The 25,831-nt window shown below is 61.7% G+C and carries 32 protein-coding genes and 1 tRNA gene; 5 read left to right on the top strand and 28 right to left on the bottom strand.

All coding sequences use genetic code 11. The annotated features are described in order from the left end of the window. Positions 1-60: 60 nt before the first annotated feature. The 22 genes from ACR0IR_RS06320 to ACR0IR_RS06425 all read right to left on the bottom strand — a co-directional run bounded on the left by ACR0IR_RS06320 (position 61) and on the right by ACR0IR_RS06425 (position 15,861). Positions 61-1,020, bottom strand: a complete 960-nt coding sequence (locus tag ACR0IR_RS06320; protein ID WP_480779025.1) for a major capsid protein — start codon at positions 1,018-1,020, stop codon at positions 61-63. A 162-nt stretch (positions 1,021-1,182) separates the two neighbouring features. Next, positions 1,183-1,258: transfer RNA gene (locus ACR0IR_RS06325), tRNA-Asn, on the bottom strand. A gap of 105 nt (positions 1,259-1,363) precedes the next feature. After that, the gene (locus tag ACR0IR_RS06330; protein ID WP_480779026.1) at positions 1,364-1,678 is read right to left on the bottom strand and encodes a lipoprotein; all 315 of its coding nucleotides are present in this window, start codon (positions 1,676-1,678) and stop codon (positions 1,364-1,366) included. Beyond that, positions 1,675-1,851, bottom strand: a complete 177-nt coding sequence (locus ACR0IR_RS06335) for a hypothetical protein (RefSeq protein WP_480779027.1) — start codon at positions 1,849-1,851, stop codon at positions 1,675-1,677. The genes ACR0IR_RS06330 and ACR0IR_RS06335 overlap by 4 nt, the downstream gene beginning before the upstream one ends. Before the next feature lie 10 nt (positions 1,852-1,861). Continuing rightward, positions 1,862-2,656 carry a capsid assembly protein gene (locus tag ACR0IR_RS06340; RefSeq protein ID WP_480779028.1) on the bottom strand — a complete coding sequence of 265 codons (795 nt, stop codon included), beginning with the start codon at positions 2,654-2,656 and terminating at the stop codon, positions 1,862-1,864. A 147-nt stretch (positions 2,657-2,803) separates the two neighbouring features. Next, a complete protein-coding gene (locus ACR0IR_RS06345) occupies positions 2,804-4,357 on the bottom strand; it encodes a portal protein (RefSeq protein ID WP_480779029.1) in 1,554 nt (517 codons plus the stop codon). Positions 4,358-4,369: 12 nt separating this feature from the next. Beyond that, positions 4,370-4,579: a hypothetical protein gene (locus tag ACR0IR_RS06350; RefSeq protein WP_480779030.1), complete on the bottom strand. Its 210-nt coding sequence runs from the start codon at positions 4,577-4,579 to the stop codon at positions 4,370-4,372. Between the two features lie 3 nt (positions 4,580-4,582). Further along, positions 4,583-4,762 (bottom strand): hypothetical protein, encoded by a 180-nt coding sequence (locus ACR0IR_RS06355; RefSeq protein ID WP_480779031.1) that lies wholly within the window; start codon positions 4,760-4,762, stop codon positions 4,583-4,585. A gap of 42 nt (positions 4,763-4,804) precedes the next feature. Then, a complete protein-coding gene (locus tag ACR0IR_RS06360; RefSeq protein ID WP_480779032.1) occupies positions 4,805-5,155 on the bottom strand; it encodes a DUF3310 domain-containing protein in 351 nt (116 codons plus the stop codon). Further along, positions 5,122-5,991 (bottom strand): hypothetical protein, encoded by an 870-nt coding sequence (locus ACR0IR_RS06365; protein ID WP_480779033.1) that lies wholly within the window; start codon positions 5,989-5,991, stop codon positions 5,122-5,124. The genes ACR0IR_RS06360 and ACR0IR_RS06365 overlap by 34 nt, the downstream gene beginning before the upstream one ends. Next, positions 5,988-6,326, bottom strand: a complete 339-nt coding sequence (locus ACR0IR_RS06370) for a hypothetical protein (protein ID WP_480779034.1) — start codon at positions 6,324-6,326, stop codon at positions 5,988-5,990. Before ACR0IR_RS06370 ends, ACR0IR_RS06365 begins: the two co-directional genes overlap by 4 nt. A 1-nt stretch (position 6,327) precedes the next feature. Beyond that, complete coding sequence (locus ACR0IR_RS06375; protein WP_480779035.1) at positions 6,328-8,349, bottom strand: DNA polymerase; 2,022 nt, start codon at positions 8,347-8,349, stop codon at positions 6,328-6,330. A 21-nt stretch (positions 8,350-8,370) separates the two neighbouring features. After that, the gene (locus ACR0IR_RS06380) at positions 8,371-10,098 is read right to left on the bottom strand and encodes a DnaB-like helicase C-terminal domain-containing protein (protein ID WP_480779036.1); all 1,728 of its coding nucleotides are present in this window, start codon (positions 10,096-10,098) and stop codon (positions 8,371-8,373) included. A 72-nt stretch (positions 10,099-10,170) separates the two neighbouring features. Further along, positions 10,171-10,350 carry a hypothetical protein gene (locus ACR0IR_RS06385; protein WP_480779037.1) on the bottom strand — a complete coding sequence of 60 codons (180 nt, stop codon included), beginning with the start codon at positions 10,348-10,350 and terminating at the stop codon, positions 10,171-10,173. Between the two features lie 4 nt (positions 10,351-10,354). After that, positions 10,355-10,519, bottom strand: coding sequence for a hypothetical protein (locus ACR0IR_RS06390; RefSeq protein ID WP_480779038.1), 165 nt, complete (start codon positions 10,517-10,519; stop codon positions 10,355-10,357). Next, a complete protein-coding gene (locus ACR0IR_RS06395) occupies positions 10,519-10,782 on the bottom strand; it encodes a helix-turn-helix domain-containing protein (protein WP_480779039.1) in 264 nt (87 codons plus the stop codon). The genes ACR0IR_RS06390 and ACR0IR_RS06395 overlap by 1 nt, the downstream gene beginning before the upstream one ends. Before the next feature lie 95 nt (positions 10,783-10,877). After that, positions 10,878-11,426 (bottom strand): N-acetylmuramoyl-L-alanine amidase, encoded by a 549-nt coding sequence (locus ACR0IR_RS06400; RefSeq protein WP_480779040.1) that lies wholly within the window; start codon positions 11,424-11,426, stop codon positions 10,878-10,880. Further along, positions 11,423-11,869, bottom strand: a complete 447-nt coding sequence (locus tag ACR0IR_RS06405; protein WP_480779041.1) for a hypothetical protein — start codon at positions 11,867-11,869, stop codon at positions 11,423-11,425. The genes ACR0IR_RS06400 and ACR0IR_RS06405 overlap by 4 nt, the downstream gene beginning before the upstream one ends. Positions 11,870-11,943: 74 nt before the next feature. Further along, entirely contained in the window at positions 11,944-12,690 is a 747-nt protein-coding gene (locus ACR0IR_RS06410; protein WP_480779042.1) for a hypothetical protein, read from the bottom strand. A 63-nt stretch (positions 12,691-12,753) separates the two neighbouring features. Beyond that, positions 12,754-12,999 carry a hypothetical protein gene (locus tag ACR0IR_RS06415; RefSeq protein ID WP_480779043.1) on the bottom strand — a complete coding sequence of 82 codons (246 nt, stop codon included), beginning with the start codon at positions 12,997-12,999 and terminating at the stop codon, positions 12,754-12,756. Between the two features lie 99 nt (positions 13,000-13,098). Beyond that, positions 13,099-13,275: a hypothetical protein gene (locus tag ACR0IR_RS06420; protein ID WP_480779044.1), complete on the bottom strand. Its 177-nt coding sequence runs from the start codon at positions 13,273-13,275 to the stop codon at positions 13,099-13,101. Positions 13,276-13,353: 78 nt separating this feature from the next. Then, on the bottom strand, positions 13,354-15,861 hold the full coding sequence (locus ACR0IR_RS06425; RefSeq protein ID WP_480779045.1) for a DNA-directed RNA polymerase: 2,508 nt from the start codon (positions 15,859-15,861) through the stop codon (positions 13,354-13,356). A gap of 520 nt (positions 15,862-16,381) precedes the next feature. On the opposite strand from ACR0IR_RS06425, the gene ACR0IR_RS06430 reads away from it, so the two are divergent. Then, positions 16,382-16,960, top strand: a complete 579-nt coding sequence (locus ACR0IR_RS06430) for a YqaA family protein (RefSeq protein WP_093962156.1) — start codon at positions 16,382-16,384, stop codon at positions 16,958-16,960. Beyond that, a complete protein-coding gene (locus ACR0IR_RS06435) occupies positions 16,957-17,421 on the top strand; it encodes a disulfide bond formation protein B (protein WP_170359121.1) in 465 nt (154 codons plus the stop codon). The genes ACR0IR_RS06430 and ACR0IR_RS06435 overlap by 4 nt, the downstream gene beginning before the upstream one ends. Positions 17,422-17,423: 2 nt before the next feature. On the opposite strand, the gene ACR0IR_RS06440 is transcribed toward ACR0IR_RS06435, so the two are convergent. Next, on the bottom strand, positions 17,424-18,011 hold the full coding sequence (locus ACR0IR_RS06440) for an HNH endonuclease (protein WP_093962158.1): 588 nt from the start codon (positions 18,009-18,011) through the stop codon (positions 17,424-17,426). A gap of 213 nt (positions 18,012-18,224) precedes the next feature. On the opposite strand from ACR0IR_RS06440, the gene ACR0IR_RS06445 reads away from it, so the two are divergent. Together ACR0IR_RS06445 and ACR0IR_RS06450 are read left to right on the top strand one after the other, a co-directional pair. Then, positions 18,225-18,830, top strand: coding sequence for a pseudouridine synthase (locus ACR0IR_RS06445; protein WP_170363404.1), 606 nt, complete (start codon positions 18,225-18,227; stop codon positions 18,828-18,830). 31 nt (positions 18,831-18,861) lie between these two features. Continuing rightward, on the top strand, positions 18,862-19,287 hold the full coding sequence (locus ACR0IR_RS06450; RefSeq protein ID WP_170363403.1) for a VOC family protein: 426 nt from the start codon (positions 18,862-18,864) through the stop codon (positions 19,285-19,287). A gap of 10 nt (positions 19,288-19,297) precedes the next feature. On the opposite strand, the gene ACR0IR_RS06455 is transcribed toward ACR0IR_RS06450, so the two are convergent. Beyond that, on the bottom strand, positions 19,298-19,963 hold the full coding sequence (locus ACR0IR_RS06455) for an alpha/beta hydrolase (protein WP_170363402.1): 666 nt from the start codon (positions 19,961-19,963) through the stop codon (positions 19,298-19,300). Then, the gene (locus ACR0IR_RS06460) at positions 19,960-20,592 is read right to left on the bottom strand and encodes a DNA-3-methyladenine glycosylase family protein (protein WP_170363401.1); all 633 of its coding nucleotides are present in this window, start codon (positions 20,590-20,592) and stop codon (positions 19,960-19,962) included. The genes ACR0IR_RS06455 and ACR0IR_RS06460 overlap by 4 nt, the downstream gene beginning before the upstream one ends. A 97-nt stretch (positions 20,593-20,689) precedes the next feature. On the opposite strand from ACR0IR_RS06460, the gene ACR0IR_RS06465 reads away from it, so the two are divergent. Further along, entirely contained in the window at positions 20,690-21,916 is a 1,227-nt protein-coding gene (locus ACR0IR_RS06465; RefSeq protein ID WP_170363400.1) for an MFS transporter, read from the top strand. On the opposite strand, the gene ACR0IR_RS06470 is transcribed toward ACR0IR_RS06465, so the two are convergent. From ACR0IR_RS06470 to cysS, 3 genes are read right to left on the bottom strand one after another with little or no spacing between them, the layout of a single operon-like run. Then, positions 21,917-22,693: a squalene/phytoene synthase family protein gene (locus ACR0IR_RS06470; RefSeq protein WP_170363871.1), complete on the bottom strand. Its 777-nt coding sequence runs from the start codon at positions 22,691-22,693 to the stop codon at positions 21,917-21,919. Between the two features lie 2 nt (positions 22,694-22,695). Beyond that, positions 22,696-24,330 (bottom strand): citramalate synthase, encoded by a 1,635-nt coding sequence (gene cimA, locus ACR0IR_RS06475; RefSeq protein WP_170363399.1) that lies wholly within the window; start codon positions 24,328-24,330, stop codon positions 22,696-22,698. Further along, positions 24,327-25,727 carry a cysteine--tRNA ligase gene (cysS, locus tag ACR0IR_RS06480; RefSeq protein ID WP_170363398.1) on the bottom strand — a complete coding sequence of 467 codons (1,401 nt, stop codon included), beginning with the start codon at positions 25,725-25,727 and terminating at the stop codon, positions 24,327-24,329. The genes cimA and cysS overlap by 4 nt, the downstream gene beginning before the upstream one ends. Positions 25,728-25,831 lie beyond the last annotated feature (104 nt).

The following is a 25,831-nucleotide window of genomic DNA, read 5'->3' on the forward strand; positions in this document are numbered from 1 at the left end:
TTCCTCAAGGTCGAAAAAAACCCCCACCAAGAAGTTAATCTCAGTGGGGGCTTAAAGGGCTTAGGCGCGGGCCAGTTCGATGGCAGCCTCAGGGCGCAGAACGCCGTGACCAACCGCGTATTTCGACACAACCTGCGTGCCAAGGCGGCGCGGGTCGTAGTCCATACGGGTGGACAGGTCCATCAGTTGCACGGTGCCGATGGCCGACTTGTGCATGACCAGAGCTTCCGTCTTGGAGAAGTCGCCGATGTATTTGTCACCGGTGCCTGCTTCGACGGAGTCTGCCGTGACGTTGGCGTTCGGCAGGTTGTTGGTCTTGATCAGTTCCATGCCAGCAACGCGGTAGATGACGCCTTTCGCGACATCGCCATTGCCTTCCGAGAACTCTTTCGAGACCAGCTTGTCGTTGTCGATCAGACGCCAGTAGGCAGCCGGACGGACATAGACGGCACGGTCTTGCTCAGGGATGTTCTTCTCGTCCATCTTCTGAGCGGCCAGACGCAGAGCGGCGTGGAACTTGTTCACGTCGTCGTAGTCACCAGCAACGGCTTCGGTCAGAACCGAACCAGCGGGGCTTTCACCAGCGATGTTGCCGGTCGTGGTGCGAGCAGCCAGAACGCCAACTTGCAGCGCGTGCTTGTCCCACGTTTGCGCCAGCACACGGCCAACTTCGGTCGAGTAGTGGCCGCGAACATCGTAGTGGTTCTTGGCTTCGTCGATCTCGGCGATGAACACAGGCGAGATCAGCAGGTCGTCGATGGTGATGACCTTCTCGTTGTGCTTGATTTTGCCGCCGAGGATTTCGTTACCCGGAGTGTGGTAGTAAGCCGACGCGCGGCCCATAACCGGGAACTGAGCGGATTTGCCCGAGGTGATCGAGCGGGACATAACCCGGCCTTTGGTTACGTTCTCGGCTTCGAAGATGGTCATCACTTCGCCCGAGAATACTTTCAGGAAGAGTTCGTCAGTCAGGCCAGCGCCTTCAACTTGGCCCAGAGCAGATACAACTGCATCAGTCATTGTGGTGTTTCCTTGTGAGAGAGTGGGTGACCTCTCCGCACCACTCACAGCGCAGCCGGAGTTATCCGCCTCAGCGGGCAACGGGCCTGATCGTAAGTTCGGTGGAGGTTCGTGATCGCCGCCTGAAAAGGTCAGCACGATCTGTCTCGTAAGGAATGTTGTTGGCTGCTTGGGCTGGGTTCGAACCAGCGACCGTCCCGTTAACAGCGGGATGCTCTGCCAACTGAGCTACCAAGCAACTAAGGAAGGGGGTGTGACCCGCCAGATGGGTCGGTGGTCTGGCGGGCCTTCCATTCACCCCTGAAAGGAACCCTAGACGGTTGTCTTAGGGCTAGTATGAGGGTTAATTGGTTGAGGGACGTTTGAAGAGTTCACCCAGCCATCGGCCAATCTCGCGGTGAGATGGGCAGAGGACACCGGACAAGAAACACAGCAGGCAAATCAGCTTCCAATCCACATTGGTCACCTCCACGGTCTCCGCAGAGGGAGCCGTAACGGTTTGCGTGGAGTGGTCTGCAATGACAGCCTGAGTGTTGGTCTTGCCGATCTGGGTGTTCGCAGCGACATTGGGGCCACCGCCTGTCAGGAGACTAAGAGGTGTTGCCCCGCACCCTGCCAGCGTCAATGCCAGCAGGGCCACGAGGACGATGCGCTTCATGATTGCTTGGAACGCCAATCAAGCGCGAATGCTGCGCCCGACCAACCGAAGATCGGAAGGGTCAGGAACTTGGCTGCCTCGAAGGCAGTCTCGTCAAAGATACCCCCAACCCACATGCCAGCGAGGAAGACCAACATGCAGATGGCCACCTCGCGCTTGAAGGTCTTTTCCATGGGGATGTCCTTACATCACTTTCGAACGGCCCAGCTTCGCCATGACATCAGCACGGTATGCCGGGTCGCGTGCGTAGCGGGGGTCGCTCATTGCTTTGGTGACTTCGGCGGTCGAACGGAACACGTCGCCAGACGCAGCGCCGCCACGCTTGCCGCCAATCAGGTTCGGGGCAGACCCAGCCTCAGCCTTGTGCCGCGCTTGCAGGCCACTCAGGGCCATCTTCACGGCAGCCTCGGAGCCGGTGTCCACGGTGTTGTTGAAGGCTTCGATCTCTGCCGGGGACAGGTTCTCACCAGCCCATGACAGGAGGTTGTCGAAGGCTTCCTGACCGCCAACCTGAGCGTGCATGTCGTTGACCAGCTTGTCGGCAATCGCCTGCTGCCCTGCAACGTAGCTCTGGGCCATCTCTTTGGTGATGCCCTGCTTCGCCAGTGCTTCATAGCTGGCCTCGTCGAGGTCGCCATTCTGCATGACTTGCTGAGCCAGAGCGTCCATGCTCAGGCCAGCCGCTTGGACCACGTCAGCAGCAGCTTGATCGGCTTCCGCTTGGGTAGCTTCGGCTGCCTTGTCGTCGGCCTTCGGGGTTTCCTGAGGGGCGCTCTGCTTGCGTTCCATTTCGGCATAGGCCTTGGCCATGTCCTCGGGGGTTGCAAACTTCTCGGGCAGCCATGCGGGGCGCTCAGCAGGCGTCTCAGGGGCCAGCGGCTGGGCCGGGGTTTCTTTGCCTTCGGCCTTGGCCACCATCGCGTCGATTTGGGCCTGAGTGTCGCCGCCTTGTTCAGGGGTGATGTTTACTTCGGTCATGGTTATTCCTTGATCCAGATTTTGAAGCCTGCGTGGTTCACGAGTTTACCGCGCGGGTCTTCTTTCGGGGTGCTCTTCTTGGAGGTTTTCTTTGCGGGAGCTTTGGGGGTGGCCGCTGGGACCACCTCCGGTGCTGTCGGGTTTGCGTCAGCCATCGTTCTGCTGTTCCATTCCTTTCTGGACCATACCGCCCATTTGGTTGATCATTTGCGGAGCGCCGTTCAGCATCATCTGCGTCTGCAGCTTCTGCTCCTGTTCCTGAGCCTTCTGCTCGGGGGTCTTGAGGAGACCTGTCGGGTCGATGCCCAAAGCTGCTGCACGCCGTTTGACGTAGTCGGAGACGTTGGTCTCGGCAGCCAGAGCCTCGGGGCCGTAGAGATCGCGCAAGCCAGCAACCATGCGGTCGAGCTTGTTGAGGTCACTCTGACGGGAGAGCGCGTCGATGCCCGTGGTAACGGTCGGGGTGACCAGTTCCTTCGGGAGTTTCGGCAGACGCTTCTGCTTGACCAGCTTCTCGATGGTGATCTTGACCAGCGGGAGTTGGAACTCCTGCGAAAGCTGGACGTAGACGGCACCAATCGTGGCCTCAAGGTCAGCCGCCATGTAGCGGATTTCCTCAGCGGTCACCCGTTCGCCCGCCCGTTGGATGGACGAGTTCATCAGGAAGTGCTGCTCGATGCGCCGGGTCAGGTCGTCGGCGAGGTTCTTCGCCACCTGCAGATCGGCATACTTGTCGATGCGGAGGAAGCTCACGTCCTGTTCGACACCGCTCACGAACTCGAAGTTCTCGGCATCGGCCAGATCGGCCTCGTCAGTGACACCGTTGGGGTTCACCAGAGCGATCACCTTCGCGGCACCTGCGGCAAACTCAAGGATGGCCTTGGTCAGGCTTTCCAGAGATTTCAGGTCACCGATGATCGTCTCGACATGCGAGCGGCCATAGTCCTCACCGTCGATGCGGGTCCAACGCAGCGGGAACCACGGGCATTTATCGACGGGGTATGTGCCGTCGGTGCCGGGGATTTCCACATCGTTGATGGACTGCTGGACGATCCAGTTCTTGTCGTCGCGAACGAGGTGCGTGTAGAGCTTCGCCGTCTGCTCGGGAGCCTTCATGGCACCCTCTTTGTTCTGCTCCGAGGGGGCCTTAACGAGCGCCGCGACGGAGGGGTCGAGGGTGGCGACGTTGACTTCTTCCTCGGTGATGATTTCGACGGCATTGCCCGAGGGGTCACGAGCCACGACGTATTGCGACAGGCTGTAGACTTTCAGGCTGAGGTCGTCCTGAACGAAGATCAGGCAGTTGCCTGCAACGATCAGGTGTTGGGTTGCCTCAGAGAAACCCATACGGGTGCCTGAGCTTTCGACCGAGCGGGATGCGGTTCGTTCAACCATCGTCAGAGCTTGTTCAATCTCTGCCCGCGCGTCGGGGTTCTGCGAGAGTTCCGCGAGGGTGTATTCCTCAATGTCCAGACGGAAGAACGGCTCGTTCGGAGGCATGAGAGTGGTGGTCGCCTTGGCCGTAAGACCAATGCAGCCACGCGCTCCCACGCTCTGATACGGCTGTTTCAAGGGGCTGGACCCAGAGTGCCCTTCCGGTGGAACCAGCGACGGGATGGTCAGCTTGCTGTTCTCACGGGCACGGGTAAGGAATGGCTCACGGCTGCTCGATAGCTGAGTGTATCGGGCCTGCGTGGACATATGCGGGGTTCCTTACTTGAGGGGGACGTTGATACCCGCACCGCCAGCGCCAGCGAGACCGCCGCTCTGGGGGTCGATACGCAGGGACTTGCGCCCACGCTTCTTGCGGATTTCTTCTTTGTTGCGCTCTTCGTCGCCAAGCTCACGGGCAGCAAGCTGCGGAGCTACGGCAGGAGCCGGGGGAGCGGTCGGCTTCGGTTGTTCAACCTTGGGTTTGGACATGGGTCATCCTTCCAGAATATTCTGTTTCGCGTGATTGCGCCTCAAGAGGTCGAGGACGCCCTGCTGCCCAATGGCCACGCCCATCTGCACGGGGGTCGTGTTGATGTCGCGGGGAGCTTTGTCAGGGAAAGCCTCTTCGAGCGCCTTGAGGAGTTCGTCGGAGATGTGTGGGAAACGTTTCATTGCACCTCTTGGGGCTAGTATGAGGGTTTTTGGAGGGGAGCCTTAAAGCTCCACCTCTCCGTTCAGTTGGTTGATGCGCATCTCGGCATACCGAATGACCTTCTTGAGGTCGGTGATTTCGCTCTGGGTCTCGTCCATGCCGTCGTAGAGCTTCGACCCCGCGCGGGCCGCATACTTGACGATGTTTCCACGCCAGAACTCGAAGCCGTTGCGCATGATGAAGGTGATGGGTTCGATCACCCACTTGGCATAGTGCGAGGGCTTCTCGACGATGCTCTCTTGGATGGCCTCAAGGACATCGAGAGTTTCGGGAAAGGAGATGCCGGGGGATTTCTCACAGTCCCCTTTGCAGCCACAGTCTAGGCCGCAGGGCGAATGAGGTTCGGTTGCCACAGGATGGGTTCCTTCTTCTTGAAGTCGTAGTCAGTTGTTCGGAGGATGCGGGCCACCTGCATCTGGACGATGGCGTCCTGCTCGGTCAGACCAGCTTTGGCGTAGAGGGAGACGATGCCGGTCCAGAGGTCGGGGGTCTCGCGCTTGACCCATCGGGTCTGCTCTTCACCGGCCTTCTTGCCGCTCTTCGGCGTGTAGACCTCGGGGACGAACATGAACGGCTCTTCGAGATACCGCTCAGCCGTGTCCATGCCCCAGCCGGGGCAGCCCTTGTAGCCATCGGTCACGTCGCCCGCGATGCCCTGCTTGAGGTGGAACAGGTCGGCCTGCTTCTCGGTCACCTCAAAGACACCCAGAACGGTCTGGTGCATGCGGTAATGCAGACCGGGCAGCGTGCTCATGTCCTTGTCGATGGTCACCATGATCTTCTCGCCGGGGAACCGCTCATGCAGTCCCGAGAGGATGCCCAGAAGGTCGTCGCCTTCGAGGCCCGGTCGTTGCCATGCGGCGTATTTGTCCCGCAGGTATTCCCGGCATTGCGGCAGGAGGATGGGCTTGGGGGTCTCCGTCCGGTTGCCCTTGTAGGTTTCCAGAACGTCCTTGCGCCAGTTGTGGTTGTCGGTCAGGCAGCAGATCACCTCGTCGGCTTCGAGGTCGTCCCTGATCTCTTCGAGGGAGATGTCGATGTGCTTGCGGGCAGTCTCGCCGTCAGCCTGAGCCGTCCAGCGGGCACCGTCGAGGGAGCCGTCGCCCCAATCGGTCCATTCCTGCGCACCAGCCGCAGCGCGAAACGCGATGATGTCCGCGTCCACGATTGCCGTGCGTTTCTGTTTCATTTCGTCATCCAGTTGTTGCTCATGTGGTGCTCGAAGAAGTCAGCCACCTGCCGCAGTTCAGCGACGGTCGCGTTGTTCTTGATGCGGTTGGCCCTGTTGGAGATCACCAGCACGTTCCCTCGGACGTAGCCGAGAAGGGGCACCACACGGTCGAGTGAGGGGGAGTTGTCGGTGGGCTTCCCCGAGCCGACGATGATGGGTGTGCCGAGGACGGGGCACAGGTGAGGTATCGTGATGTCCTCAGGGGTCAGGTTGAACGGAACCCCCGCTTTGGTGGCACGGGCCTTCGCAGCCCGCACCATTGCTTTCACGACCCTCTGCAGGTCAGTGGGCATGTCAGTGACATTCCTTCCAGTTGCTTCCGCGCATGCTGTCCACATCGAGCTTGATGCGGATGCCGTAGTATTCGCGGACTTGGTCCATCGCCCACGCAGACGCTGCCTCGACAGCATCGGCCACCTCAGCGGTGCGACAGGCGACTTGGTTTTCGTCGTGGATGTTGGCCATGAAGACGAAGTCTCCATCCCAGCCATGCTTGAAGCCCAGATCGAGCAGACGCCGTTCCATCAGCACGGACCACTTCTTGCAGACCAGCGCCCCTGCGGATTGCAGCAGCGTGTTCAGCGCGGAGTGTTCAGAGCGGACGTGCAGGAGACCCTGATCGAGAGCGTTCAGGTGCTTGTGCATCTTGGCCTTGTGCTTGACCGCTTGCACCAGCTTCGCCAGAGCGGGCAGACCTTCGAGGAACTTGGCCCTCAGTGCCTTCCCGTCAGCGGCAGTCCCGCCCACGATCTCTCCCAGCTTCCCGTCACCGCCACCGTAGAGGAAGGCGTAGATCAGGGTCTTGGCCATGTTCCGTTCGGGCAGGCCTGCGAGGGTTTGGTTGTGGGTGTGGATGTCGCCGTTCAAGATCACGTCGCCGTAAGCGCCATCATCCCAGCGGGCCATGTAGTGGGCCAGCATGCGAAGCTCCAAGCCAGAGGCGTCGGTGCCCACCTGTATCCAGCCTTCACCGGGTCCAAAGAGTTCCCGGCACTCGGCCCCGAAGTCAGCCCCTACCCCCGGCACCTGAGCGATGTTCGGGTTGCTGTGGGTCATGCGTCGGGTGACAGCGCCAACCGTGTTGTAGCTGCCGTGGATGCGGCCATTGCGGACGAGCTTGAGCCATGCCTGCTTGCCTTCGGCCAACTGCCCCAGCCGCTTGATCACGGTGAAGTATTCAGTCAGCAGAGGTGCACAGTCGTATGGCAGCTTTGCCATGATCTCTTCGTCCACCTTCGGGCGACCGTCATTGGTGAACTCTTGGGGCTTCCAGCCGTAGAGCTTCTGCAGGCGGTTCGCGATGTGGATGCGAGAGGACGGGTTGAACTCGACGATCTTGATCTTCGTCAGAGGGTATCCCTTGAACTCACGACGCACGCCGCGCCGCTTGGCTGCCGCGTTGGGCAGGCCACCCTTGGTGAAGTCCTCGGGCTGCAGTTCGGTTTCGTCGTCAAGGAAGAACCAAGAGGTGACCCCTGCGTATCCCTGAGCCTTGTTCGGGGCCTTGGGCACATACCGGCCAGCACTCTCGACCCACGACCCGAAGGTCTCTTTCAGTTGGTCTTCGAGTTGGGCGCGACGGCCAGCGAGGGTGCCATACAGCATACCCGCCATCTGCTCGTTGAAGGGGAACCCGTTGGCCTCGATCTTGGCGCACAGGTAGGCCATGTCCAGTTCGTCGCGAACGGCTTGCTTGGAGTAGCCCTTGCGTTGGCACCAGCGGTAGATCGAGAGGTTCGACAGAACGTCCTGATCACAGTAGTCCTGCATCTCCTGAGACCATGTGGCCCAGACGAGACGCATGGCCTCTTCCTTGGAAATGCCGGGGCTGGCCTCAATGATTTCCTTCTGGCGCACCTTGGCGAAGTCGCCCTTCCATTCACCCAGCCGCTGGCCCCAAGCCTCAAGGGAGTGGGAGCCGATCAGTCGGCCTTCGAGGGTGCCGCGCTTCACGAGCATGCGGTCGCTGTCTGCAACGTTGGGCTTGATCAGGCGCGTGAGGGTGAGCGTGTCGATGGTCACGCCGGGGACGTTGTGTTCGAACCACGGGAACAGCATGTGCAGCGCCGGTTCGTCGAACTTGATGATGTTGTGGCCGATACGCTTCTCGGCGTTGTTCAGCTTGCGAACCCCCTCTTCGATCTCGGGAGACCAGCGGGCTGCGGGGTTGTCGTTCTTGAGGGAGATAAGCTCCTTCGTGTCCATGTCGTAAAGGACGAGACAGTGGATGCGGTCCATCGTATCGAGAAGCCCATTGGTCTCGATGTCATAGATGAACCGCCCCCGGCGCTGGGCCGGGAGGGTTTCGTCAGTCATGTGGGGCCTTTCTGGAAGTGCCTAGAAGTCGCCCTCCCCGTCCTCGTCGGGAGCAGCGGGAGCCGTCATGTCTTCGAACTGGCTGGCCATTTCTGGGTCCACGCCAGCGACGAAGGTGCCGGTCTCTTTCTGGAAGAAGATGAAGTCAGCAGGTCCAGTGTCGCCGGTATACCGGGACTTGAGGACGTGAACCTGCACGGTGTTGCGTGCGCCTTCCGTCTCTGCCTGTTGGTTACGCGACATGGCGTAGACAGAGTTGGAGAGTTGCTTGATGCCGCCCGAACCACGAAGGTCGTCGAGCGACGGGACAGCGCCTTCCTCGAATGAGGTGCCGCCGCCAGCTTTCTTGAGGTGGCTGATCAAGCCGATGTAGATGCCAAGCTCTACGGTCAGGGTCTTGAGGTTGTGCATCAGGGCGTCGATGCGCCGACGTTCATCCCCGTCCTCGCCCATGTCCGAGACCAAGATCGACAGGTGGTCAATCCAGATCACTTTGCAGTTGCAGGCGTGGGCGTAGTAGCGGATGCGGTTCATCAGGTTCTCGTCGGACCCCATCGAACCGAAGGCGTCGTGCAGGTAGATGCGGCTGTTGCCGTGTGCATCCTTCGCCATGAACGTCTTCTCGAAGTGGAACCGAAGATCTTCCTTGGTCACCTGCTCACGCACATCAGGCAGCGTCAGGCGCTTCTCCATGAACACCCCAAGCAAGCTCTCAGCGGTATCCTCAAGGGGTTCCTCAAGGTGGATGATCGCTTGGTTCAGGTCGGTGCTGCGGAAGATGTGAGCCTGCAGTTGCTTGATCATGGTGGTCTTGCCCATGCCCGAGCCAGAGGTCCAAGTGTCCAACTCGCCGAGCCGGATACCGAGCACCTTGCGGTTCATCTCAGGCATCCACTCAGGGAACGGGATAGAGGTGACCACGGGGCGGTTCTCAAGGCGGGTCCAGATGTCCTCGCCATGGACCACCGAAGGCGGGCTGTAGGGCTTGGCGTTCCAGATCGCCTGAACGATGGCGTCCTGCTTGCCGTTGACCCAGCATTCGTTGGCGTCCTTCATGGGCAGGCTGGCGACCAGCACCCGGTGACCAGTGAGCACCTCAGCGGCAACCTCAGTGGCTTCCCGTCCCGGCTCGTCTTGATCGAACATCAGAACGATCTCGTCGAAGTTGGACAGGTATTCGAGGTTCTTGGCGATGTCCTTGCGGGCACCGTCAGCGCCGTTGATCAGGGACACTGCAGGCCACTTGGAGCCTTGCGCTTGGAACACGGTCATGGCGTCGATCTCACCCTCGGTGATCACGATGCGCTTGCCCTTGCCGAAGATGTGGGAGCCGAACAGGCCTACGTTCTTCTTGTCGCCGACCCAAGGCATGCCTTCCTTCTTGTCAGCGAACCGCAGCTTCTGGGCCACCACGTTGCCGTTCTCGTCGGTGTAACCGGCAAGCTGGGCGGGCTGACCATTGAACAGGCCAACCTGATAGTTGTAGCGGCGGGCGGTTTCTTCGCTGAGCTTGCGGGCCTTGAGCGTCGTGTAGGTGCCGTCGATCAGTCCTGCCTTCGGCTTGCTCCGCGTGTTGCTTTCCACGCCGCCCGAACGCTCTTGTCCCTCGGGAGGCTCGTAATGGTCGCAGGTTGCCCCGAAGCAGTAGGCGTGGCCGTCGCTGTATCGGGCAAGGTTGTCTTCGCTGCCGCAGCTTGGGCACGCTTCTCGGCCAACGAAAACACTTTCGTCTTCATAGTCGTCATACATTCAGGGGTCTCCAAAACGAAAAAAACCCCCGCCGAAGCGAGGGTCAGTTTTCACACGAGGGAAGAGGATGGGTCAGAAGTAGCCAGCGATAGCGCCGACGAGGGGGACGATGATGCCGCCGATGCGGACGATGGCTTCACCAGTCGTCATCAGGTCGAACGAGGTGAAGATCGAGACGATGTTGCAGACGTAGCCGTAGATGACTGCGAAGATGATGGACAGTTGAATGACGAGTGCGATGATTACGGGCATGGGTTCAGGCCTTTCGGGTGAGTTGGGCAATGAGGTGGATGGGGAAGAGGATGGGGAAGAGGAACGAGATGATCACGTCGCGCCGGAAGACCGGGCGAACCATCATCACGGCCATCAGGGAGGCGGCTGCGGTGCAGAGCCAGAGGTAGATGCAGAGAGCGATCAGCATTACACGCCACCTCGCTGTGCCCACTCAGGCAGGGCGAAGTCGGGCAGACCATGGGTGCCCTGATCTTCGAGGATGTAGACGGCATACTTCTTGCCGTTCGGGTCGGTGCGGTTCTCGGTCGTGATCGGCCAGCCCTTGTTGCGCAGTTCCTTGATGCGGGCTGCCAGACGGAACACGCCATACAGGCCGAGGGCTTCGAGGGGAGACAGGGAGCGACCAGCCTTGAGGTGGTCTTTGATCTGGTCGAGTTGGGATTTTGCCATGAGATTTCCTTTCCGCTGTGCGGGTGCTTAAAAGCCGGAAAGCCCCCAATCTCGTTGTGAGAAAGGGGGCCGGTTGGGTTGTGCAAGTATGAGGGTTAATCGAGGACGAACTCGCCCTTGGTCAGGAACGTGTCCACGTTGAAGCTCGGGCATGCCTTGCGGACACCCGGCACGTCGCGGTGCCCTTCGATTTCGCTGTCGTCCAGCCCGTAGTGAGCCTGAACGAAACCCAGAAGGGCATCGAGAGAGGCACCCTGAGCGGGCGTGAAGTTGGCCTCAGCGTCGGAGCCATTCCACGGGCTGCCGGGAACGTGAGCCTTCGGGCGCTGCGATACGCCGCCGGTCAGGCAGATCGAGAGGTGGGTGTCGTTGCGTTTGCCTTGCTTGCAGTGCGCACCCTTGGCGTCCATGGGGCGACCCTGATGGATGATGCCGTCGCGGTCGATCACGAAGTGGTAGCCGATGCAGAGCCATCCACGTTCACGGTGCATCCGGTCCATCTCGATAGCGCCCCAATTCTGGTTGGGCTTCGAGGCTGAACAGTGAAGGGTGATGCCGAGGGTGGCCGCTCGGGTCTTGAAGCGCAGACCCGTGAAGTCCAGATCGGTGCGCCATGTGAGGGTTTTCTTGAGGGGTTGCGTCATGTCAGTCTTGCGATGGCGTCGAGGCTGGCTTGGTTCACCGGCTCGTCGATCCATTCCTGTGGGATGAACTCTTTGGCGAAGGGGATGCCAAGGCGAGTTGCATACATTGCGTAGGTGGTCGGGCTGTTCTTTCCGATGCGCTGGTTGGGGTTCGAAAAGACCATCCGAATGTCGAGGTCGGGGTGCTGCTCGGTGATCATCTTGAACTTCTGCCGGTCTTCGGTGATCCAGCGTCCTTTGGTGTCGATGATGATGCCGTTCGGCAGCACGAAATCTGGTGTGTATGTGCGGGGCTTTGCGGGCTGCACATAGGAGAGCTTGAAGGGTTCGTAGTCGTAGTCGTAGCCGCCGTCGTCGAGGCGCTTGGCGTTGCGGACTTCAAGCCCTGAGCGGTAGCCGAGTGCCTTTGCGCGGGCTGCGGCTGATCGTTGGATTGCGGGCATGGGTATCTCCAAACGCAAAAAGGCCCCCCACTCCGAAGAGCAGAGGGCCACAAGAGCGTGTCAGTTGAGGGCGATCAGAAGTCGCCAGCACCTTCGGGGTCACCGTCGTCGGCGCTGGGCGTGTGGTTGTAGTCGTCGTCCTCACCGGTGCCGTCGGGACCATCGGGTGCCGGGTGGTCGTAGGAAGAAGCGTCGAAGCCGCCTTCCTGTGCGCCGAAGCCGTAGTCGCCTGCGGAGCGTTCGCCACCGGAGCGGAGCGTCACGACCTGAGCCGCTTCCAGTTGCAGCTTGATGCCGTATGCGCCGGTTGCCGGGATGAAGTAGCCGTTCTCGGTGAACGAGAATGCGATGATCAGTTCGGAGCCGCCCCAGATGGCGATCTCACCTTTGATCGGACGACCCAGAGCGTCGAACAGTTGCGGCTTGCGCGACCACTTCTTGCCTTCGCGGGGGCCTTTCTTGACCACGCCGCTGGCCTTCATGGTCAGCTTCATTTCGACTTCGCCGGTCGGTTCGTCGTTCTCGTCGTAGATCGTGGTGAACACGTCGTTGCGGGTCGGGCTGCCCAGCTTGTCGCGCTGCGGCTTCTTGAGTTCAGCGAACTTGGCTGCGGCCATCTCTTCGACCGGCTCCATGTAGCGTTCCATCTTCTCGCGGAAGGCCACGAACTTCGGGTCGCTCTCGTTGAAGACCAGCTTCACGGAGTATTCGCCTTCCGGCTTCGGGTAGTCCTTCGTGCCGTAGTCAGGCTCGGTCAGCTTCGGCCACTTCGCGGTGCCGAGAGGGGAGTTCATCTTCACGATCTTGGGCTTGTCTGCCATGTGATTTCCTTTGCAGTATTCGGGGTTGGCTCAGTCGCCGTTTCTGTTGTGCAGGTATGAGGGTTAATGGGCGCGGCTCAGGAAGTGCCGTCCGAAGACAGCCTCAAGCCGGTGCTGCCAGCCGCCGTTGTGGTAGCGGTAGGCGTAGCGAACGATGCGACCCACCTCTTTGTCGGTCAGGGTCATCAGGCCGAAGTTGCCAGCCTTGACGCGCAGACGGGCGATCAGGGATTGGAAACCGCCCTGCCCGCTCAGGGGCTTGTTCAGGGCTTCGATTTCGGCGTCGTTCAGGTGAATGCGAATGGTCATGTTCAGGGGTTCCTTTGGGGTCAGGTCAGTTCAGGGCTTCGACGATCTGGTCGAGCCTGTTGATGATCACGATTTGGCAGAAGAGGATTGCGACGAGCCTCATACGATCACGCCCTTCTCGGCCAGCGCCGCCAGCAGATCGGTCGGGACCAGTTCGCCTTCCTGCTCAAGGGCAGCCTTGAGGTAGAGAAGGTTGTGGACGTTCCGGTTCCGGTAAGGGGTCGGCTTCGGGGAGATTTCGAGGGCGCTCATGCGTTCGATGTTCGGGTTTGCCATCAGGGGTGCCTTTCGGTTGTTCAGGTATGAGGGTTAATGGAGTGTCCACCTGCGAGATGACCCCGCAAGTGGAGATATTCAGGCAAAAGCAAAGTCACTGTCGATTACCGCAGTGAGGTCGAGGTTGCCTTTGGCCGGGTGTGCCGGGAGTTTGTCCCGAGCTTGTGGTGGAAGCTGCCCTTTCATCTGGGCCGCGAAGTCCTTGATCACGTCCTGCTCGGTATACATCGAGACCAGAGCCTCACGCAGGATGACGAAGAACCGCCCGGTGTCCGCAGCGTGGGTGCCGAAGCTGTCGTGCACCAGTGCCACGTCCTTGATGCCCTCAGCGGCAGCCTGACGGACAGCCATGCGGAGGTGCGTTGCGTCCAGCGAGTGCACGAAGTTCGGGGACAGGCCCGAGGCTTGCTTGCGGCGGGACACGGTGGGCTTCTTCTTGGCGTCGTCAGGGACACGAGGCTCGATCACCATCTGGATGCGGCTGCCGAAGATCATGGTGTCCACCCGGTGCGACTTGAGTTCCCGGTAGTGCTGCACCACAGGGAAGCCATCGGGTGTCGTCCAGCGAACCGGCAGGCCTTCGGAGGTGACCACGGACGCCACCTCTTTCAGCCACGCCATGCACTCTGCCGCCTTCACCACCGTCCGCTCGACTGCGGTCTGGGTGATCTTGGCGAGATACAGGCTGGCGCGGAAGCCGTTGTCCTCGAAGTGCCACGGTGCCTCACCCCGCTGGTATGCCCGGTAGACAGGGCGCAGGGTGTCCACCTCGATCTGGTCACGGAAGCCGAACTGCGACGAGCCGTAGCCATAGGTCATGGTCGGACGCTTGAAGCAGGAACGGTTCATGAGACCGGAGCGCAGCCAAGCCTTCGCCATCTCCTGATTGTCTCCGCAAGTGGAGGCATCAAGACGCACCTGTGCCACGGCTTGGTCCATCACCAGCGAATAGATGTCGGCTGGCTTGTCCGCAGGGACCAGATTAACAGCCGCACCGCCAACTTCGTCAGCCAAGGCCATCGAGAAATGTTGGATACCTGAGCAGGAGCCGTCGAGCGCGACCGGAAGATGAGAGATGAACCCTTCTCCTTGCTCGACCCATCCGGCCCACTCACGACAAGCAGCCAAGAAGCAGTATGGGCTGTCAGCTTCTGTCCACCAACGATTGTCGAACGGGTTATTGGCGCATTCAATGATCTTCTCCTCATTGTCGTAGACCCACTGGACGCGCTGTTCGAGGGGAGCCTTGTCGATCTTGTCGAAGGCACCCGTGTTCGCGACCTGAATGGCGAGGAACACTGCGCTGTCCTCGTCGAGGGGCTTGCCCTCAGAGAACTGCAGCAGGGCCTTCATCCAATCGGGGCCTTGGGGGTTGAGCCGGGGGATGGCGTAGATGCGACCACGGAAGTCCAACTGGTAGACCATGTAGAGATTGTCGAAGAGTTGGTAGCGGTTCGCGGTGTTGAGGGTCTGCAAGAAGCTGATGCGCTTTCCGTCCATCTCACGGTTCTCCATGATCACCTGATGGGCTTCCTTGCGCCACGCCTTGCGGGCCTCTTCGTTGGTGTCGATGTCGTAGGGCTTCGGGGGTTCCTCAAGGGCGTTCTTCGGAGGGATGCCGCCGAGGCTGTAGTCCTTGTCCCACGCCATGTTCAGGCAGGTGAGGATGAACGGGTTGATAGCCCACGCCGTCTTCTGGGCCGCGTTCACGGCAGCGTAAACGTCGTCCATATCGAGGTCTTCGAGGGACTGCAGGTAGCCGCGCTGGTGCGTCTTGACGAAGCGCACGGGGCGCACGCGGTTGGTCAGGTAGCCGCCATTGAACGGGGAAGACCAATCAGCAGGCTCGACGATCATCGGCTCATACATCGGGCGCATCAGGCCCGCGCTGTCGGAACGCTTGGCGATGAACTCACGGGTGGCCTCGGTCGCCATGACGTAGGTCACACGCTGGGTCTTGCGGGCACGCGCCATCTCGACGCGCTTCTCGATCAGACCCGTTTCGATCACGGCTTCTATAATGGTGGCACCCAATACGGCCAGACCCTTGTCGTCCCATGGGTCGCGCTTGTCCAAGCCACGCTTCGAGAGGTGGTAGTTCACGACCTTGCGCTTGACGTGGGTGGCGAACCGCTTCTTCGCTTCCTTCTGCAGGTGATCGTAGAGCTTCTTGTCGCTCTCCCGAATGGCCCCGTAGTGGTGCTCGTCTTCGAGGGCGCGGCCAATGCGCAGCGACAGGGAGTTGTATTTGACTTCACGCGACGAGAGGTTCGCGATGATCAGGCGCAGAGAGATGAAGGCCACGACGCCAAGACGCTCTTCGAACAGCTTGAGGTATTTGTAGCCCTGCCCCCGACGGCCAGCCTTCCCGGCTTCCCGCTCGGTGATGTAGGAGTTCAGCGTCTCCACCACCTTCGGCAATGCGAAGTCCAGCAGGCTGTTCCCATAGACTGTCCGATCTTCGATGCCCTTATCGACGGCACCCTTCATACGCTGGGCGAAGGCCTCGACACCCATCTGTGTCATTTCATCTTCGAGTTCACGTTGCTGCATGATCAGGTCAGCTTGGGGTTTGATTGCTTCCATGAAGAAGTCCTCTCTCGGGTGCTCTTTAAGGTGCCCTTTAAGGTGAACCTCTAAGGGGTAATCACCATCGGGCAGGTATGAGGGTTAATTGCTTGACTGCGTCACTCCCGCGTCACTCGGGCCACGTCACTGGTGACATGAGAGGTGACATGGTGGTGACGCAGAGCGGTGACTTAAGTCACTATCGGTGGTGACCTGCACCTGCGGATTTGTCCCGCAAATGGAGGCATTCAGGCAAATCGAAATCGACTAAAAGCCGTTCGTTTTCAGTGGGTTAAGTATTGCCTGACGTGGGGTAATCCCGCATGTGGAGGGGTGCTGCGCTGCGGCGGCGCTGGATTTTGAATCCCCTGCGTCTACCATTCCGCCACTTGGGCCACGCGCATTGAACTACCGCCCATCTGGCCGAAGGTCCAGAGGCAAAAATCGGTCAATCGACGATCAGCCTGGGACAGATCGGTTGACGCCCCGTCGGACGCGTGGTTTGCCTCGTCATGACAAAGCTTGGGAACTCGCGCTGATGCTGCAATCGCTTTATGATCGGACGATCCGACTGGCCGACCACCCACACGCGCTATGGGTGTTGGCATTTGTGGCATTCATCGAAAGCTCGGTCTTTCCGATTCCACCCGACGTGCTGATGATCCCGATGATTCTGGCACGCCCATCGCGGGCATGGCTGATTGCCACCGTTGCGCTGGTGTTCTCAGTCTTGGGCGGCCTTTTGGGATACGCAATCGGCGCGTTCTTCTACGACAGCATCGGACAACCCATCCTCGAAGCGATGGGCAAGGGTCACGCGATGCAGGAATTCAACCAGCGGTTCAACGATTTCGGGTTCTGGGCCGTTCTGACCGCCGGTGTCACGCCTTTCCCGTACAAGGTCATCACGATCATGTCCGGTTGGACGGGAATGCCGCTGGGAACTTTCATCGCCACTTCGATTCTTGCCCGCGCTTTGCGGTTCTACATCGTCGCCGGGTTGCTTTGGGGCTTTGGCGAGCCTATCCGAGACTTCATCGAAAAGCGGCTCGGGCTGATGTTCACATTGTTCATCATTCTTCTGATCGGCGGATTTCTGGTGGTGAAATACATATGACGCGGAAACGGACACTCATTTTGCTGGCCGCGGGTGGGTCCGCCGCATTGCTTCTTGCGGCTTGGGGGTTCCAGTATCTGGGCGGCATGGCCCCGTGTAAATTGTGCATCTGGCAACGCTACCCGCATGGTGCGGCTGTGCTGCTCGGCGTGCTGGCTTTTGCATTTCCGGGCGTTCGACTGCTGCCCCTCCTCGGCGCAGCCGCTGCCGCCGCCACGTCCGGCATCGGCGTCTATCACGCCGGGGTCGAGCGCGGCCTGTGGGAAGGTCCGTCCAGTTGCACATCGGGCAGTATCAGCGGCCTGTCCGCCGAGGAGTTGATGGAGCAGATCATGGCCGCCCCGTTGGTACGGTGCGACGATATCCCGTGGGAAATGTTCGGGCTGTCCATGGCTGGGTGGAACGCACTGCTGTCCGCAGGTCTGGTTCTGGTGTGGCTGGCCGCCTGGCGCGCGCGCTGACCCTACTGTGCGTCCAGTTCCGCATCCCAATACAGAAAGTCGATCCAGCTTTCGTGCAGGTGGTTCGGCGGAAATTTCCGTCCGATATTCTGCAGCATACTGGCGTCAGGCTGCCGAGGCGGCTTGCGCAGGCTCATCCCCGCCTGACGCAGCGATTTCGACCCCTTGCGCAGATTGCATGGGCTGCAGGCGGCCACCACGTTCTGCCAACTGGTGACGCCCCCTGCTGCACGCGGCACGACGTGGTCGAAAGTCAGTTCGCCCCGGCTACCGCAGTACTGGCAGCGGAATTCATCCCTCAGAAATAAATTAAAGCGCGTGAAGGCCACGCGCTTTCTGGGTTTCACATAGTCTTTCAGGACAACCACCGACGGTATTCGGATCACCGTACTCGGGCTCCGGACCACTTCGTCATACTCGGCGACGATATCGACCCGGTCCAGCCAGGCGGCTTTTATCGCCTCCTGCCACGGCCACAGCGACAGCGGATAGTAGGAAAGCGGGCGATAATCGGCGTTCAAAACCAATGCCGGATGGTGCTTGAGGGCACCTGGCTCCCTGACAAATTCGGTCCTGAAATCTCCGTCCATGGCTGAATCGCTCCTCGCTCTCGGCTGCCTGTATGGGACACCAGAGCGGGGAGCACCCGCCCCGGTCTTAACTTAACTATATATCGTGTTAAAACTCTGACAAGTCCTGTTTTTCCACAACATCTCGGTAACGGACTATTCCGAATCCGTAACAATCACGTGACAGTTATCCACAGCTTGCGCAGGTCCGGAACTGAGAGTATGGCGGAGCTCATGTCATGGTTCATTCGCTTCAACAAACCCTTTGACGTGCTGCCGCAGTTCACCGACCGGCAAAATGCCGAGTCGCCCCGCAGCACCCTGTCGGATTTCATCGACCTGCCGGGGGTCTATCCGGCCGGGCGGCTGGACCGTGACAGCGAGGGGCTGATGCTGCTGACCGACAATGGGCGGCTGCAATCCCAGATCTCGGATCCCAAGCACAAGATGCCCAAAACCTATTGGGTCCAAGTCGAGGGCATCCCGGATGCGGCGGTCATCCGGGCCCTGCGTGACGGGGTCGAGTTGAATGACGGCATGACCCGCCCAGCCAAGGCGCGGCTGATCGACGAACCCGAGGGCCTGTGGCCGCGCACGCCGCCAATCCGCGAACGCAAGACGGTGTCGGACTGCTGGCTGGAACTGACCCTGCGCGAGGGGCGCAACCGGCAGGTACGCCGCATGACGGCCGCCGTGGGCCACCCCACCCTGCGCCTGATCCGCGCCCGGATCGGCGACTGGACGCTGGACGACCTCGCCCCCGGCAGTTGGGACAGCCTGCCGATGCCCGTGGTGGAAACGGCCCCCCAACGCAAGCGGGACCGGCGCCCGCGGCGGTGACTTTTTCGGCGATGTCCGCTATCATGGCGCCATGAAAGTGGCAGCCGGAATCCCGTCGCCTTCGGGCATTCTCGAGGCCGCGCTGTATGTCGATGATCTGGACGCCGCCGAACGGTTCTATGGCGAGGTTCTGGGCCTGGAACGCATTCAGCGCGTCAAGGGCCGGCACGTGTTCTTCCGGGTCGGCGCCTCGGTATTGCTGTTGTTCAACCCCGACCAGACAGAACAGCCCCCGACCAACCCCGGCCTGCCGGTGCCGCCACATGGCGCACGCGGTCCGGGGCATGTGTGCCTGATCCTGACGCGCGACCAGATCGCGTTGATGCGCAAGCATCTGCTGGACTGGAACGTCCCGGTCGAGGCCGAGTTTGACTGGCCCAACGGGGCACGCTCGCTCTATGTGCGCGACCCGGCCGGAAATTCGGTGGAGTTTGCCGAGGGTCACCTGTGGGGGTGACCCTGCCGCGTCACAGGCTCAGCTTGTCCCGCATGAAGGCCAGCGCGACGCCCAGCCCATCGGGCGCGATGCCGTGGCCGGTGCCCTTCATGACATGAGCAAAGACTTCCTTGAAACCTGCGCGCTGCAGGGCCTCGGCAGCCTCGGGCAGCGATTGCGGGGGCACCACGTCATCGGCATCGCCATGGACCAGCAGCACGGGCATCCGGCTGACCACCTCGTCGGCCAGCAGGTCAGGCTCCAGCAGGCGGCCAGAAAACGCGATTACGCCGGCCATCGGGTCCTCGCGGCGCGGGGCCACGTGCAGGCTCATCATGCTGCCTTGGGAAAAGCCGAACAGCACCACCTGCTCGGGCAGCACGTCTTCGTCCACCATCAGGGCATCGAGAAAGGCGTTGAAATCCTCGACCGCCATTTCCATGCCGCGCCGGGCCTCTTCCTCGGACGAACCGTCGATCCACGGGATCGGAAACCACTGATACCCGTTGGGCATGCCGGGGATCTGCTCGGGCGCGTCAGGGGCCACGAACAGCGTGTCGGGCAGGTGTTCGCCCAGAACATCCGCAAGCCCCAGCAGATCGGCCCCGTTGGCGCCGTAGCCATGCACGAACACCACGACCGAGCGCGTGTCGCCCGAAAACGGCTCTTTGCGGAGCGCGTTCAAAACCCGTGTCATCTGATCCCTTCCCTATCTTTGGCCACGCGGTAATAGGCCCACAGAACCCGGGCTGCAACCGACCGCCACGGCGACCACGCCTCGGCCATCTGCCGCAGCGCCTTGTCGGTCGGCCGATCCGGCAGGCCGTACAGCATCCGCGCGGCCTCCTGCAGGGCCAGGTCGCCCGGAGCGATCACATCCGCCCGCCCCAGCGAGAACATGGCATAGATCTCGGCCGTCCAAACCCCGATGCCCGGCACCTGTGTCAGGGCCGCAATGACCACGTCATCGGGAGCGTCGCGCAGGGCCTTGTAGTCGATCCGCGCCTCGGCCAGCGCCCGCGCATAGCGGATCTTCTGGCGGCTCAGCCCCACTGCGCGCAGATCGTCGTCAGTGGCCCATTTGATCTTGCGCGGCCCGGTCAGGCCCGCCTGCTGCATCCGCCCCCAGATCGCGTTGGCCGAGGCCACGCTGACCTGCTGGCTGACGATTGCGCTGAGCAGTTGCGCAAAGCCGTCGGGCCGGCGGCGCAGGGGCAGCGGGCTGGTTAGGTCGATCGCGTGCGCCATGCGCGGACAGGCGTCAGACAGCCACTCGGCCCCTTCCGCAACGCATTCTGGTGTCTCGATAATTCGACCAACGGTCATGGCGGCTCCGGGTGGCGGTTCGGGGCGCAGGTTAGGCTGCTTTGTCGCATATGCAACCCGCTTGTATGTCTGTCGGTTCGCCGATACCCATTTGCGCATGACGATGACCAGCACCGCCCCCGACGATACCCGCGCCAAACGGAATGTTGCCGTTCTGGTGGCGGCCCAAGCGATTCTGGGCGCGCAGATGCCGATGATCTTCATCGTCGGCGGATTGGCGGGCCAGTCGCTGGCCAGCAACGCTTGCCTCGCCACGCTGCCGATTTCGCTGATCGTTCTGGGTTCGATGCTGGCGGCCACGCCGGTCTCGGCCATCATGCAGCGCTGGGGCCGCCGCGCCGGGTTCCTCGTCGGCGCCACCGCCGGAGCGGTGGGCGGCGCCGTAGGCGCCTATGGCCTGTACCTGGGGTCGTTTCCGGTGTTCCTGTTGGGCAGCCTGCTGACCGGCATCTACATGAGCGCACATGGCTTCTATCGCTTTGCCGCCGCCGATACCGCGTCGGACGCATTCCGGCCCAAGGCGATCTCTTACGTCATGGCTGGCGGTCTGGCTGCGGCCATCATCGGGCCGCAGATCGTCAAACTGACCTCGCAGGCCTATGTCATTCCGTTCCTGGGCACCTATTTCGCGGTGATCGCGGTGAACGTCATCGGTTCGGTCCTGTTCCTGTTTCTGGACATACCGACACCCGACCGCCCATCGCAGGATGAACCCAAAGGCCGGTCGCGGCTCGAACTGCTTAAAACCCCGCGCATCGCCGTGGCCATCATCTGTGCCATGGTCTCGTACGCGCTGATGAACCTTGTGATGACTTCGACGCCGCTGGCCGTTGTCGGCTGTGGCTTCTCCGAAGGTGATGCGGCGGATGTGGTCACCAGCCACGTTTTGGCGATGTACGTTCCCAGTTTCTTCACCGGCCATCTGATCGCCCGGTTCGGGGCCGAGAAGATGGTTGCCATCGGGTTGGCGATTTTGGGCGGCGCGGGTGTCGTCGCGCTGCAGGGCGTTGAGATCGGGAACTTCTTTCTGGCCCTCGTGCTGCTTGGCATCGGCTGGAACTTCGGCTTCATCGGTGCCACCAGCATGCTGGCGGCCGAGCACGATGTGCATGAACGCGGCCGCGTGCAGGGCCTGAACGACCTGCTGGTGTTCGGAGGCGTGACGATTGCGTCGCTGGCCTCGGGCGGATTGATGAACTGTTCTGGCGGGTCCCCGGTCGAGGGATGGACCGCCGTCAACCTGGCGATGGTGCCGTTGCTGACTTTGGCGGGCGGCGCGCTGCTGTGGCTGGTGCTCAGACCCCGCGAGGCCAAACTCTCCTGATCACCACCGACCGGTGGTCGCGGTCCAGATCAGTGACACGCGCCGTCGGATCTCGCCCACGTTCAGCGCACCAGCAGCGACCCGACCGGGCTCAGCCAGCACATGACGCAGGACGCGGTCTGCCTGCCAGCCGCCATAAAGCGCAGGGCGCGCCTGATCCGAAACATCGGCGCGACGCGCCCGGGCCGCGGCCATCCGGTCCAGCGCGCGCTCGGCCAACTGGCGCACCCCGTCCGGTGTCCCGTCCAACAGGGGGACGCGCCCGCGGGCTTCAAGCTCGGGGATGGCGCGGAACCAGTTCGCCACACCGACCGCGTAGCCAAAGTCGCGCAGGACCGTTTCGTCGGCGGCACCCAGGGCTTGCGCCGAGGCGACCATGAGCGACCCTGCGCTGTGGGTGAGGTAGGCCTCGAAGTGTTCCTCATCCTCGAACGGATCCCGGTAGATATCCCAACGCCTTACGGCCACGAATTCATCCAGCATCGCCGCCAGATGCGGGGACAGGACGCGCGACAGGGGCGTGACCACCTCGTGCCGCCGCACGGAGGGTCCTTCGGCGATCTCCTGCAGCGCGTCGCGCCACCATTGCAGGCGCATTTCCGCGATCATCGGCTCTTGGGTGACCCAAGGCGCGCGGGCGACCTCGATATTCATCGCATAGATCGGAAACAGCACGGCCCGCGCCGGCACCGGCGCCGCCATCGCGGCCATGAACCGATCGGGGTCGGCCCGGTGGACCAGCGCCGCGCAGGCCTTGACGTCGTCGTCGAAGGGCACGCTCACTCGGCCACCACCGATTGCGCGCTGCAATCGCGCACCAGCTTCCACTGGATCGCTTCCAGCAGCGCCTCGAACGAGGCGTCAACGATATTCGCGCTGACCCCAACCGTGGACCAGCGCCGCCCCTGCCCGTCTTCGCTGTCGATGATGACGCGGGTCACCGCCTCGGTCCCGCCCTGGGTGATACGGACCTTGAAGTCCACCAGATGCATATCGTCCAGGATGGGCGAGTACTGCCCCAGATCCTTGGCCAAAGCTTTGGCCAGCGCGTTCACCGGGCCACGGTCGCTGCCGTTTTCGTCCATCGACTCGCTGACCGACAGCTTCTTCTCGCCATCCACCTTCACCACGACGACCGCCTCGGACAGGCTGACCATCTGGTTGTACTTGTTCTTGCGCCGCTCGACCGTGACCTTGTAGCGCTTGACCTCGAAGAATTGCGGCAGCTGGCCCAGTTCATCGCGGGCCAGCAGCTCGAAACTGGCCTGCGCGGTGTCATAGGAATACCCTTCGGCCTCGCGCGCCTTGATCCGTTCCAGGATGCGCCCCAACGCCGGGTCGCCCGGCTCTACCTGCAACCCAGCCTCGGTCAGGCGTTTGCGCAGGTTCGATTGGCCCGCCTGGTTCGACATCGGAATGATCCGCGCATTGCCCACGGTGGCCGGATCGACATGTTCATAGGTCGAAGGGTCCTTGAGGATCGCGCTGGCATGCAGCCCCGCCTTGTGCGCAAAGGCCGAGGCCCCGACATAGGCCGCCTGTTTGCTGGGCACCCGGTTCAGGATGTCGTCCAGCATGCGGCTGATGCGGGTCAGACCGGTCAGCGCGTCGCGGCTGACCCCGATCTCGAAGACCGAGGCATAGGGTTCTTTCAACAGCAGCGTCGGGATCAGCGCGGTCAGGTTTGCGTTGCCGCACCGCTCACCCAGCCCGTTCAACGTGCCCTGGATCTGGCGCGCGCCGGCGTCCACGGCCGCCAGGGAACAGGCCACGGCATTTTCGGTGTCATTGTGGGTGTGGATGCCCAGCCGGTCGCCGGGGAAACCCGCCGCGATCAGCTCGGACACGATCCGCCCCACTTCGGCCGGCAGCGCGCCGCCATTGGTGTCGCACAACACCACCCAGCGGGCACCGGCCTCCAGCGCCGCCTGGCAGACCTGCATGGCATAGGCGGGGTTGTCCCTGTAGCCGTCAAAGAAATGCTCGGCATCGAACAGCGCCTCGCGCCCCTGCGCCACGATATGCGCGACCGAGGCGCGGACGTTCTCGACATTCTCCTCCAGCGAGATCCCCAGCGCGTCGGTCACGTGATAGTCATGCGACTTGCCCACCAGACAGACCGCCCGCGTGCCGGCGTTCATGACGGCGGCCAGCACGTCGTCATTCTCGGCCGAGCGCCCGGCCCGCTTGGTCATGCCAAAGGCGGTCAGGCGGGCGCGCGTCTTGGGCGCGGCGTCGAAAAACGCGCTGTCGGTGGGGTTCGCACCGGGCCAGCCGCCTTCGATATAATCCACCCCCAAAGCATCCAGCGCCTGCGCGATCTGGACCTTTTCGGCGGTCGAGAACTGAACGCCTTGGGTCTGCTGCCCGTCGCGCAGCGTGGTGTCATAGAGGTACAGGCGCTCTTTGCTCATTCCACGGCCTCCAGCCTGCTGGCGTCAAAGCCCGCGCCGGGCACCAGTTCGACCCCGTCCTTGCTCATCCGCACTTCCAGACCAGCCGCCAGATAGACGGCCTTCAACCGATCCACTTCCGAGAAATCCTTGGTCTGCATCGCCTCGGCCCGAACACGGGCCAGCCGGTCGGCATGGGCCGACAGATCCACGCAGTCGGTTTCGGCCCAGGCCCCCATGTCAGGCTCCAACAGACCCAGGATCCGCGCACTGGCCAGCAAGGTCGCGGCGTCGCCGTTCGAGGCCAGACGATGCAGCTCGGCCAGGGCGCCCGCCGTGTTCAGGTCATCGGCAAGCGCCTCGGTCACCGCGGGCGCCGCGCTGGCTGCGGGTTCGATGCCCGCTGTCAGCGCCCGCCACTTGCGCAACGTGGCCTCGGCCTCGCGCGCCTTCTTTTCTGTCCAGTCCATCGGCTTGCGATAGTGGGTCTGCAGGAAGACGAACCGGATCACCTCGCCCGGCACGCCCTGATCCAGCAGGTCATGCACGGTGAAGAAATTGCCCAGCGATTTGGACATCTTCTTGCCTTCGACTTGCAGCATCTCATTATGCAGCCAATAGCGCGCAAATTCGCCGTGCGGATGGGCGCATTTGCTCTGGGCAATCTCGTTTTCGTGGTGCGGGAACATCAGGTCATTGCCGCCGCCATGGATGTCGAAACTCTCGCCCAGCAACTCATAGCTCATGGCCGAGCATTCGATATGCCAACCCGGACGCCCCCGGCCCCAGGGCGACTCCCAACCGGGCAGTTCATTGTCCGAGGGCTTCCACAGCACGAAATCCATCGGGTTCTTTTTATAGGGCGCAACCTCGACCCGAGCGCCCGCGATCATGTCATCGACTGACCGGCCCGAAAGCTTGCCATACTCGTCGCGCCAGCTGTCCACCGCGAACAGAACATGCTCCTCGGCCTCATAGGCGTGCCCCTTGGCAATCAGGTCCTCGATCATCGCGATCATCTGGTCGATATACCGCGTGGCCCGCGGCATCTGGTCGGGCTCCAGCGCCCCCAGTGCGCCCATGTCATGCAGGTACCAGCCGATCGTCTCGTCCGACCGCTCCTGCACCAACTGTTCGAGCGTTCCTTCGGCCCCGGCCTGCTTGCGCGCCAAGGCCGTCGCGTTGATCTTGTCATCGACGTCGGTGAAGTTGCGCACATAGGTCACATGCTCGGGCCCGTAGACGTGACGCAGAAGACGGTACAGCACGTCAAATACCACCACAGGCCGCGCGTTGCCCAGATGCGCCCGGTCATACACGGTGGGTCCGCAGACATACATCCGCACGTTGTCGGGATCGATCGGAACGAAGTCTTCCTTCGTCCGGGTCCGCGTGTTGTGCAGTTTGATCGTCGTCATGCGTCTGGCTCCTGGATACAGCAATAGCGTGCGCGTTGACGCGGGCTTAGCAACTTGTCTCAGGGAAGAAAACGAAAGAAACCGGCCCGCGTGAAAGTTCAGCA

The sequence above is a fragment of the Ruegeria sp. CF2 genome, from assembly GCF_056537385.1.

Excerpts from the sequence above, each read along its gene's own strand:
- ACR0IR_RS06465 (WP_170363400.1), top strand. The coding sequence starts at position 20,690 with ATGACGATGACCAGCACCGCCCCCGACGATACCCGCGCCAAACGGAAT.
- ACR0IR_RS06365 (WP_480779033.1), bottom strand. The coding sequence starts at position 5,991 with ATGAAACAGAAACGCACGGCAATCGTGGACGCGGACATCATCGCGTTT.
- ACR0IR_RS06440 (WP_093962158.1), bottom strand. The coding sequence starts at position 18,011 with ATGGACGGAGATTTCAGGACCGAATTTGTCAGGGAGCCAGGTGCCCTC.
- ACR0IR_RS06380 (WP_480779036.1), bottom strand. The coding sequence starts at position 10,098 with ATGTATGACGACTATGAAGACGAAAGTGTTTTCGTTGGCCGAGAAGCG.
- ACR0IR_RS06415 (WP_480779043.1), bottom strand. The coding sequence starts at position 12,999 with ATGACCATTCGCATTCACCTGAACGACGCCGAAATCGAAGCCCTGAAC.
- ACR0IR_RS06350 (WP_480779030.1), bottom strand. The coding sequence starts at position 4,579 with ATGTCCAAACCCAAGGTTGAACAACCGAAGCCGACCGCTCCCCCGGCT.
- cimA (WP_170363399.1), bottom strand. The coding sequence starts at position 24,330 with ATGAGCAAAGAGCGCCTGTACCTCTATGACACCACGCTGCGCGACGGG.
- ACR0IR_RS06410 (WP_480779042.1), bottom strand. The coding sequence starts at position 12,690 with ATGGCAGACAAGCCCAAGATCGTGAAGATGAACTCCCCTCTCGGCACC.
- ACR0IR_RS06445 (WP_170363404.1), top strand. The coding sequence starts at position 18,225 with ATGTCATGGTTCATTCGCTTCAACAAACCCTTTGACGTGCTGCCGCAG.
- ACR0IR_RS06370 (WP_480779034.1), bottom strand. The coding sequence starts at position 6,326 with ATGCCCACTGACCTGCAGAGGGTCGTGAAAGCAATGGTGCGGGCTGCG.
- ACR0IR_RS06390 (WP_480779038.1), bottom strand. The coding sequence starts at position 10,519 with ATGCTGATCGCTCTCTGCATCTACCTCTGGCTCTGCACCGCAGCCGCC.
- ACR0IR_RS06460 (WP_170363401.1), bottom strand. The coding sequence starts at position 20,592 with ATGACCGTTGGTCGAATTATCGAGACACCAGAATGCGTTGCGGAAGGG.
- ACR0IR_RS06425 (WP_480779045.1), bottom strand. The coding sequence starts at position 15,861 with ATGGAAGCAATCAAACCCCAAGCTGACCTGATCATGCAGCAACGTGAA.
- ACR0IR_RS06375 (WP_480779035.1), bottom strand. The coding sequence starts at position 8,349 with ATGACTGACGAAACCCTCCCGGCCCAGCGCCGGGGGCGGTTCATCTAT.
- ACR0IR_RS06455 (WP_170363402.1), bottom strand. The coding sequence starts at position 19,963 with ATGACACGGGTTTTGAACGCGCTCCGCAAAGAGCCGTTTTCGGGCGAC.
- ACR0IR_RS06385 (WP_480779037.1), bottom strand. The coding sequence starts at position 10,350 with ATGCCCGTAATCATCGCACTCGTCATTCAACTGTCCATCATCTTCGCA.
- ACR0IR_RS06340 (WP_480779028.1), bottom strand. The coding sequence starts at position 2,656 with ATGACCGAAGTAAACATCACCCCTGAACAAGGCGGCGACACTCAGGCC.
- ACR0IR_RS06420 (WP_480779044.1), bottom strand. The coding sequence starts at position 13,275 with ATGGCAAACCCGAACATCGAACGCATGAGCGCCCTCGAAATCTCCCCG.
- ACR0IR_RS06400 (WP_480779040.1), bottom strand. The coding sequence starts at position 11,426 with ATGACGCAACCCCTCAAGAAAACCCTCACATGGCGCACCGATCTGGAC.
- ACR0IR_RS06430 (WP_093962156.1), top strand. The coding sequence starts at position 16,382 with ATGCTGCAATCGCTTTATGATCGGACGATCCGACTGGCCGACCACCCA.
- cysS (WP_170363398.1), bottom strand. The coding sequence starts at position 25,727 with ATGACGACGATCAAACTGCACAACACGCGGACCCGGACGAAGGAAGAC.
- ACR0IR_RS06330 (WP_480779026.1), bottom strand. The coding sequence starts at position 1,678 with ATGAAGCGCATCGTCCTCGTGGCCCTGCTGGCATTGACGCTGGCAGGG.
- ACR0IR_RS06405 (WP_480779041.1), bottom strand. The coding sequence starts at position 11,869 with ATGCCCGCAATCCAACGATCAGCCGCAGCCCGCGCAAAGGCACTCGGC.
- ACR0IR_RS06345 (WP_480779029.1), bottom strand. The coding sequence starts at position 4,357 with ATGTCCACGCAGGCCCGATACACTCAGCTATCGAGCAGCCGTGAGCCA.
- ACR0IR_RS06335 (WP_480779027.1), bottom strand. The coding sequence starts at position 1,851 with ATGGAAAAGACCTTCAAGCGCGAGGTGGCCATCTGCATGTTGGTCTTC.
- ACR0IR_RS06435 (WP_170359121.1), top strand. The coding sequence starts at position 16,957 with ATGACGCGGAAACGGACACTCATTTTGCTGGCCGCGGGTGGGTCCGCC.
- ACR0IR_RS06395 (WP_480779039.1), bottom strand. The coding sequence starts at position 10,782 with ATGGCAAAATCCCAACTCGACCAGATCAAAGACCACCTCAAGGCTGGT.
- ACR0IR_RS06320 (WP_480779025.1), bottom strand. The coding sequence starts at position 1,020 with ATGACTGATGCAGTTGTATCTGCTCTGGGCCAAGTTGAAGGCGCTGGC.
- ACR0IR_RS06450 (WP_170363403.1), top strand. The coding sequence starts at position 18,862 with ATGAAAGTGGCAGCCGGAATCCCGTCGCCTTCGGGCATTCTCGAGGCC.
- ACR0IR_RS06355 (WP_480779031.1), bottom strand. The coding sequence starts at position 4,762 with ATGAAACGTTTCCCACACATCTCCGACGAACTCCTCAAGGCGCTCGAA.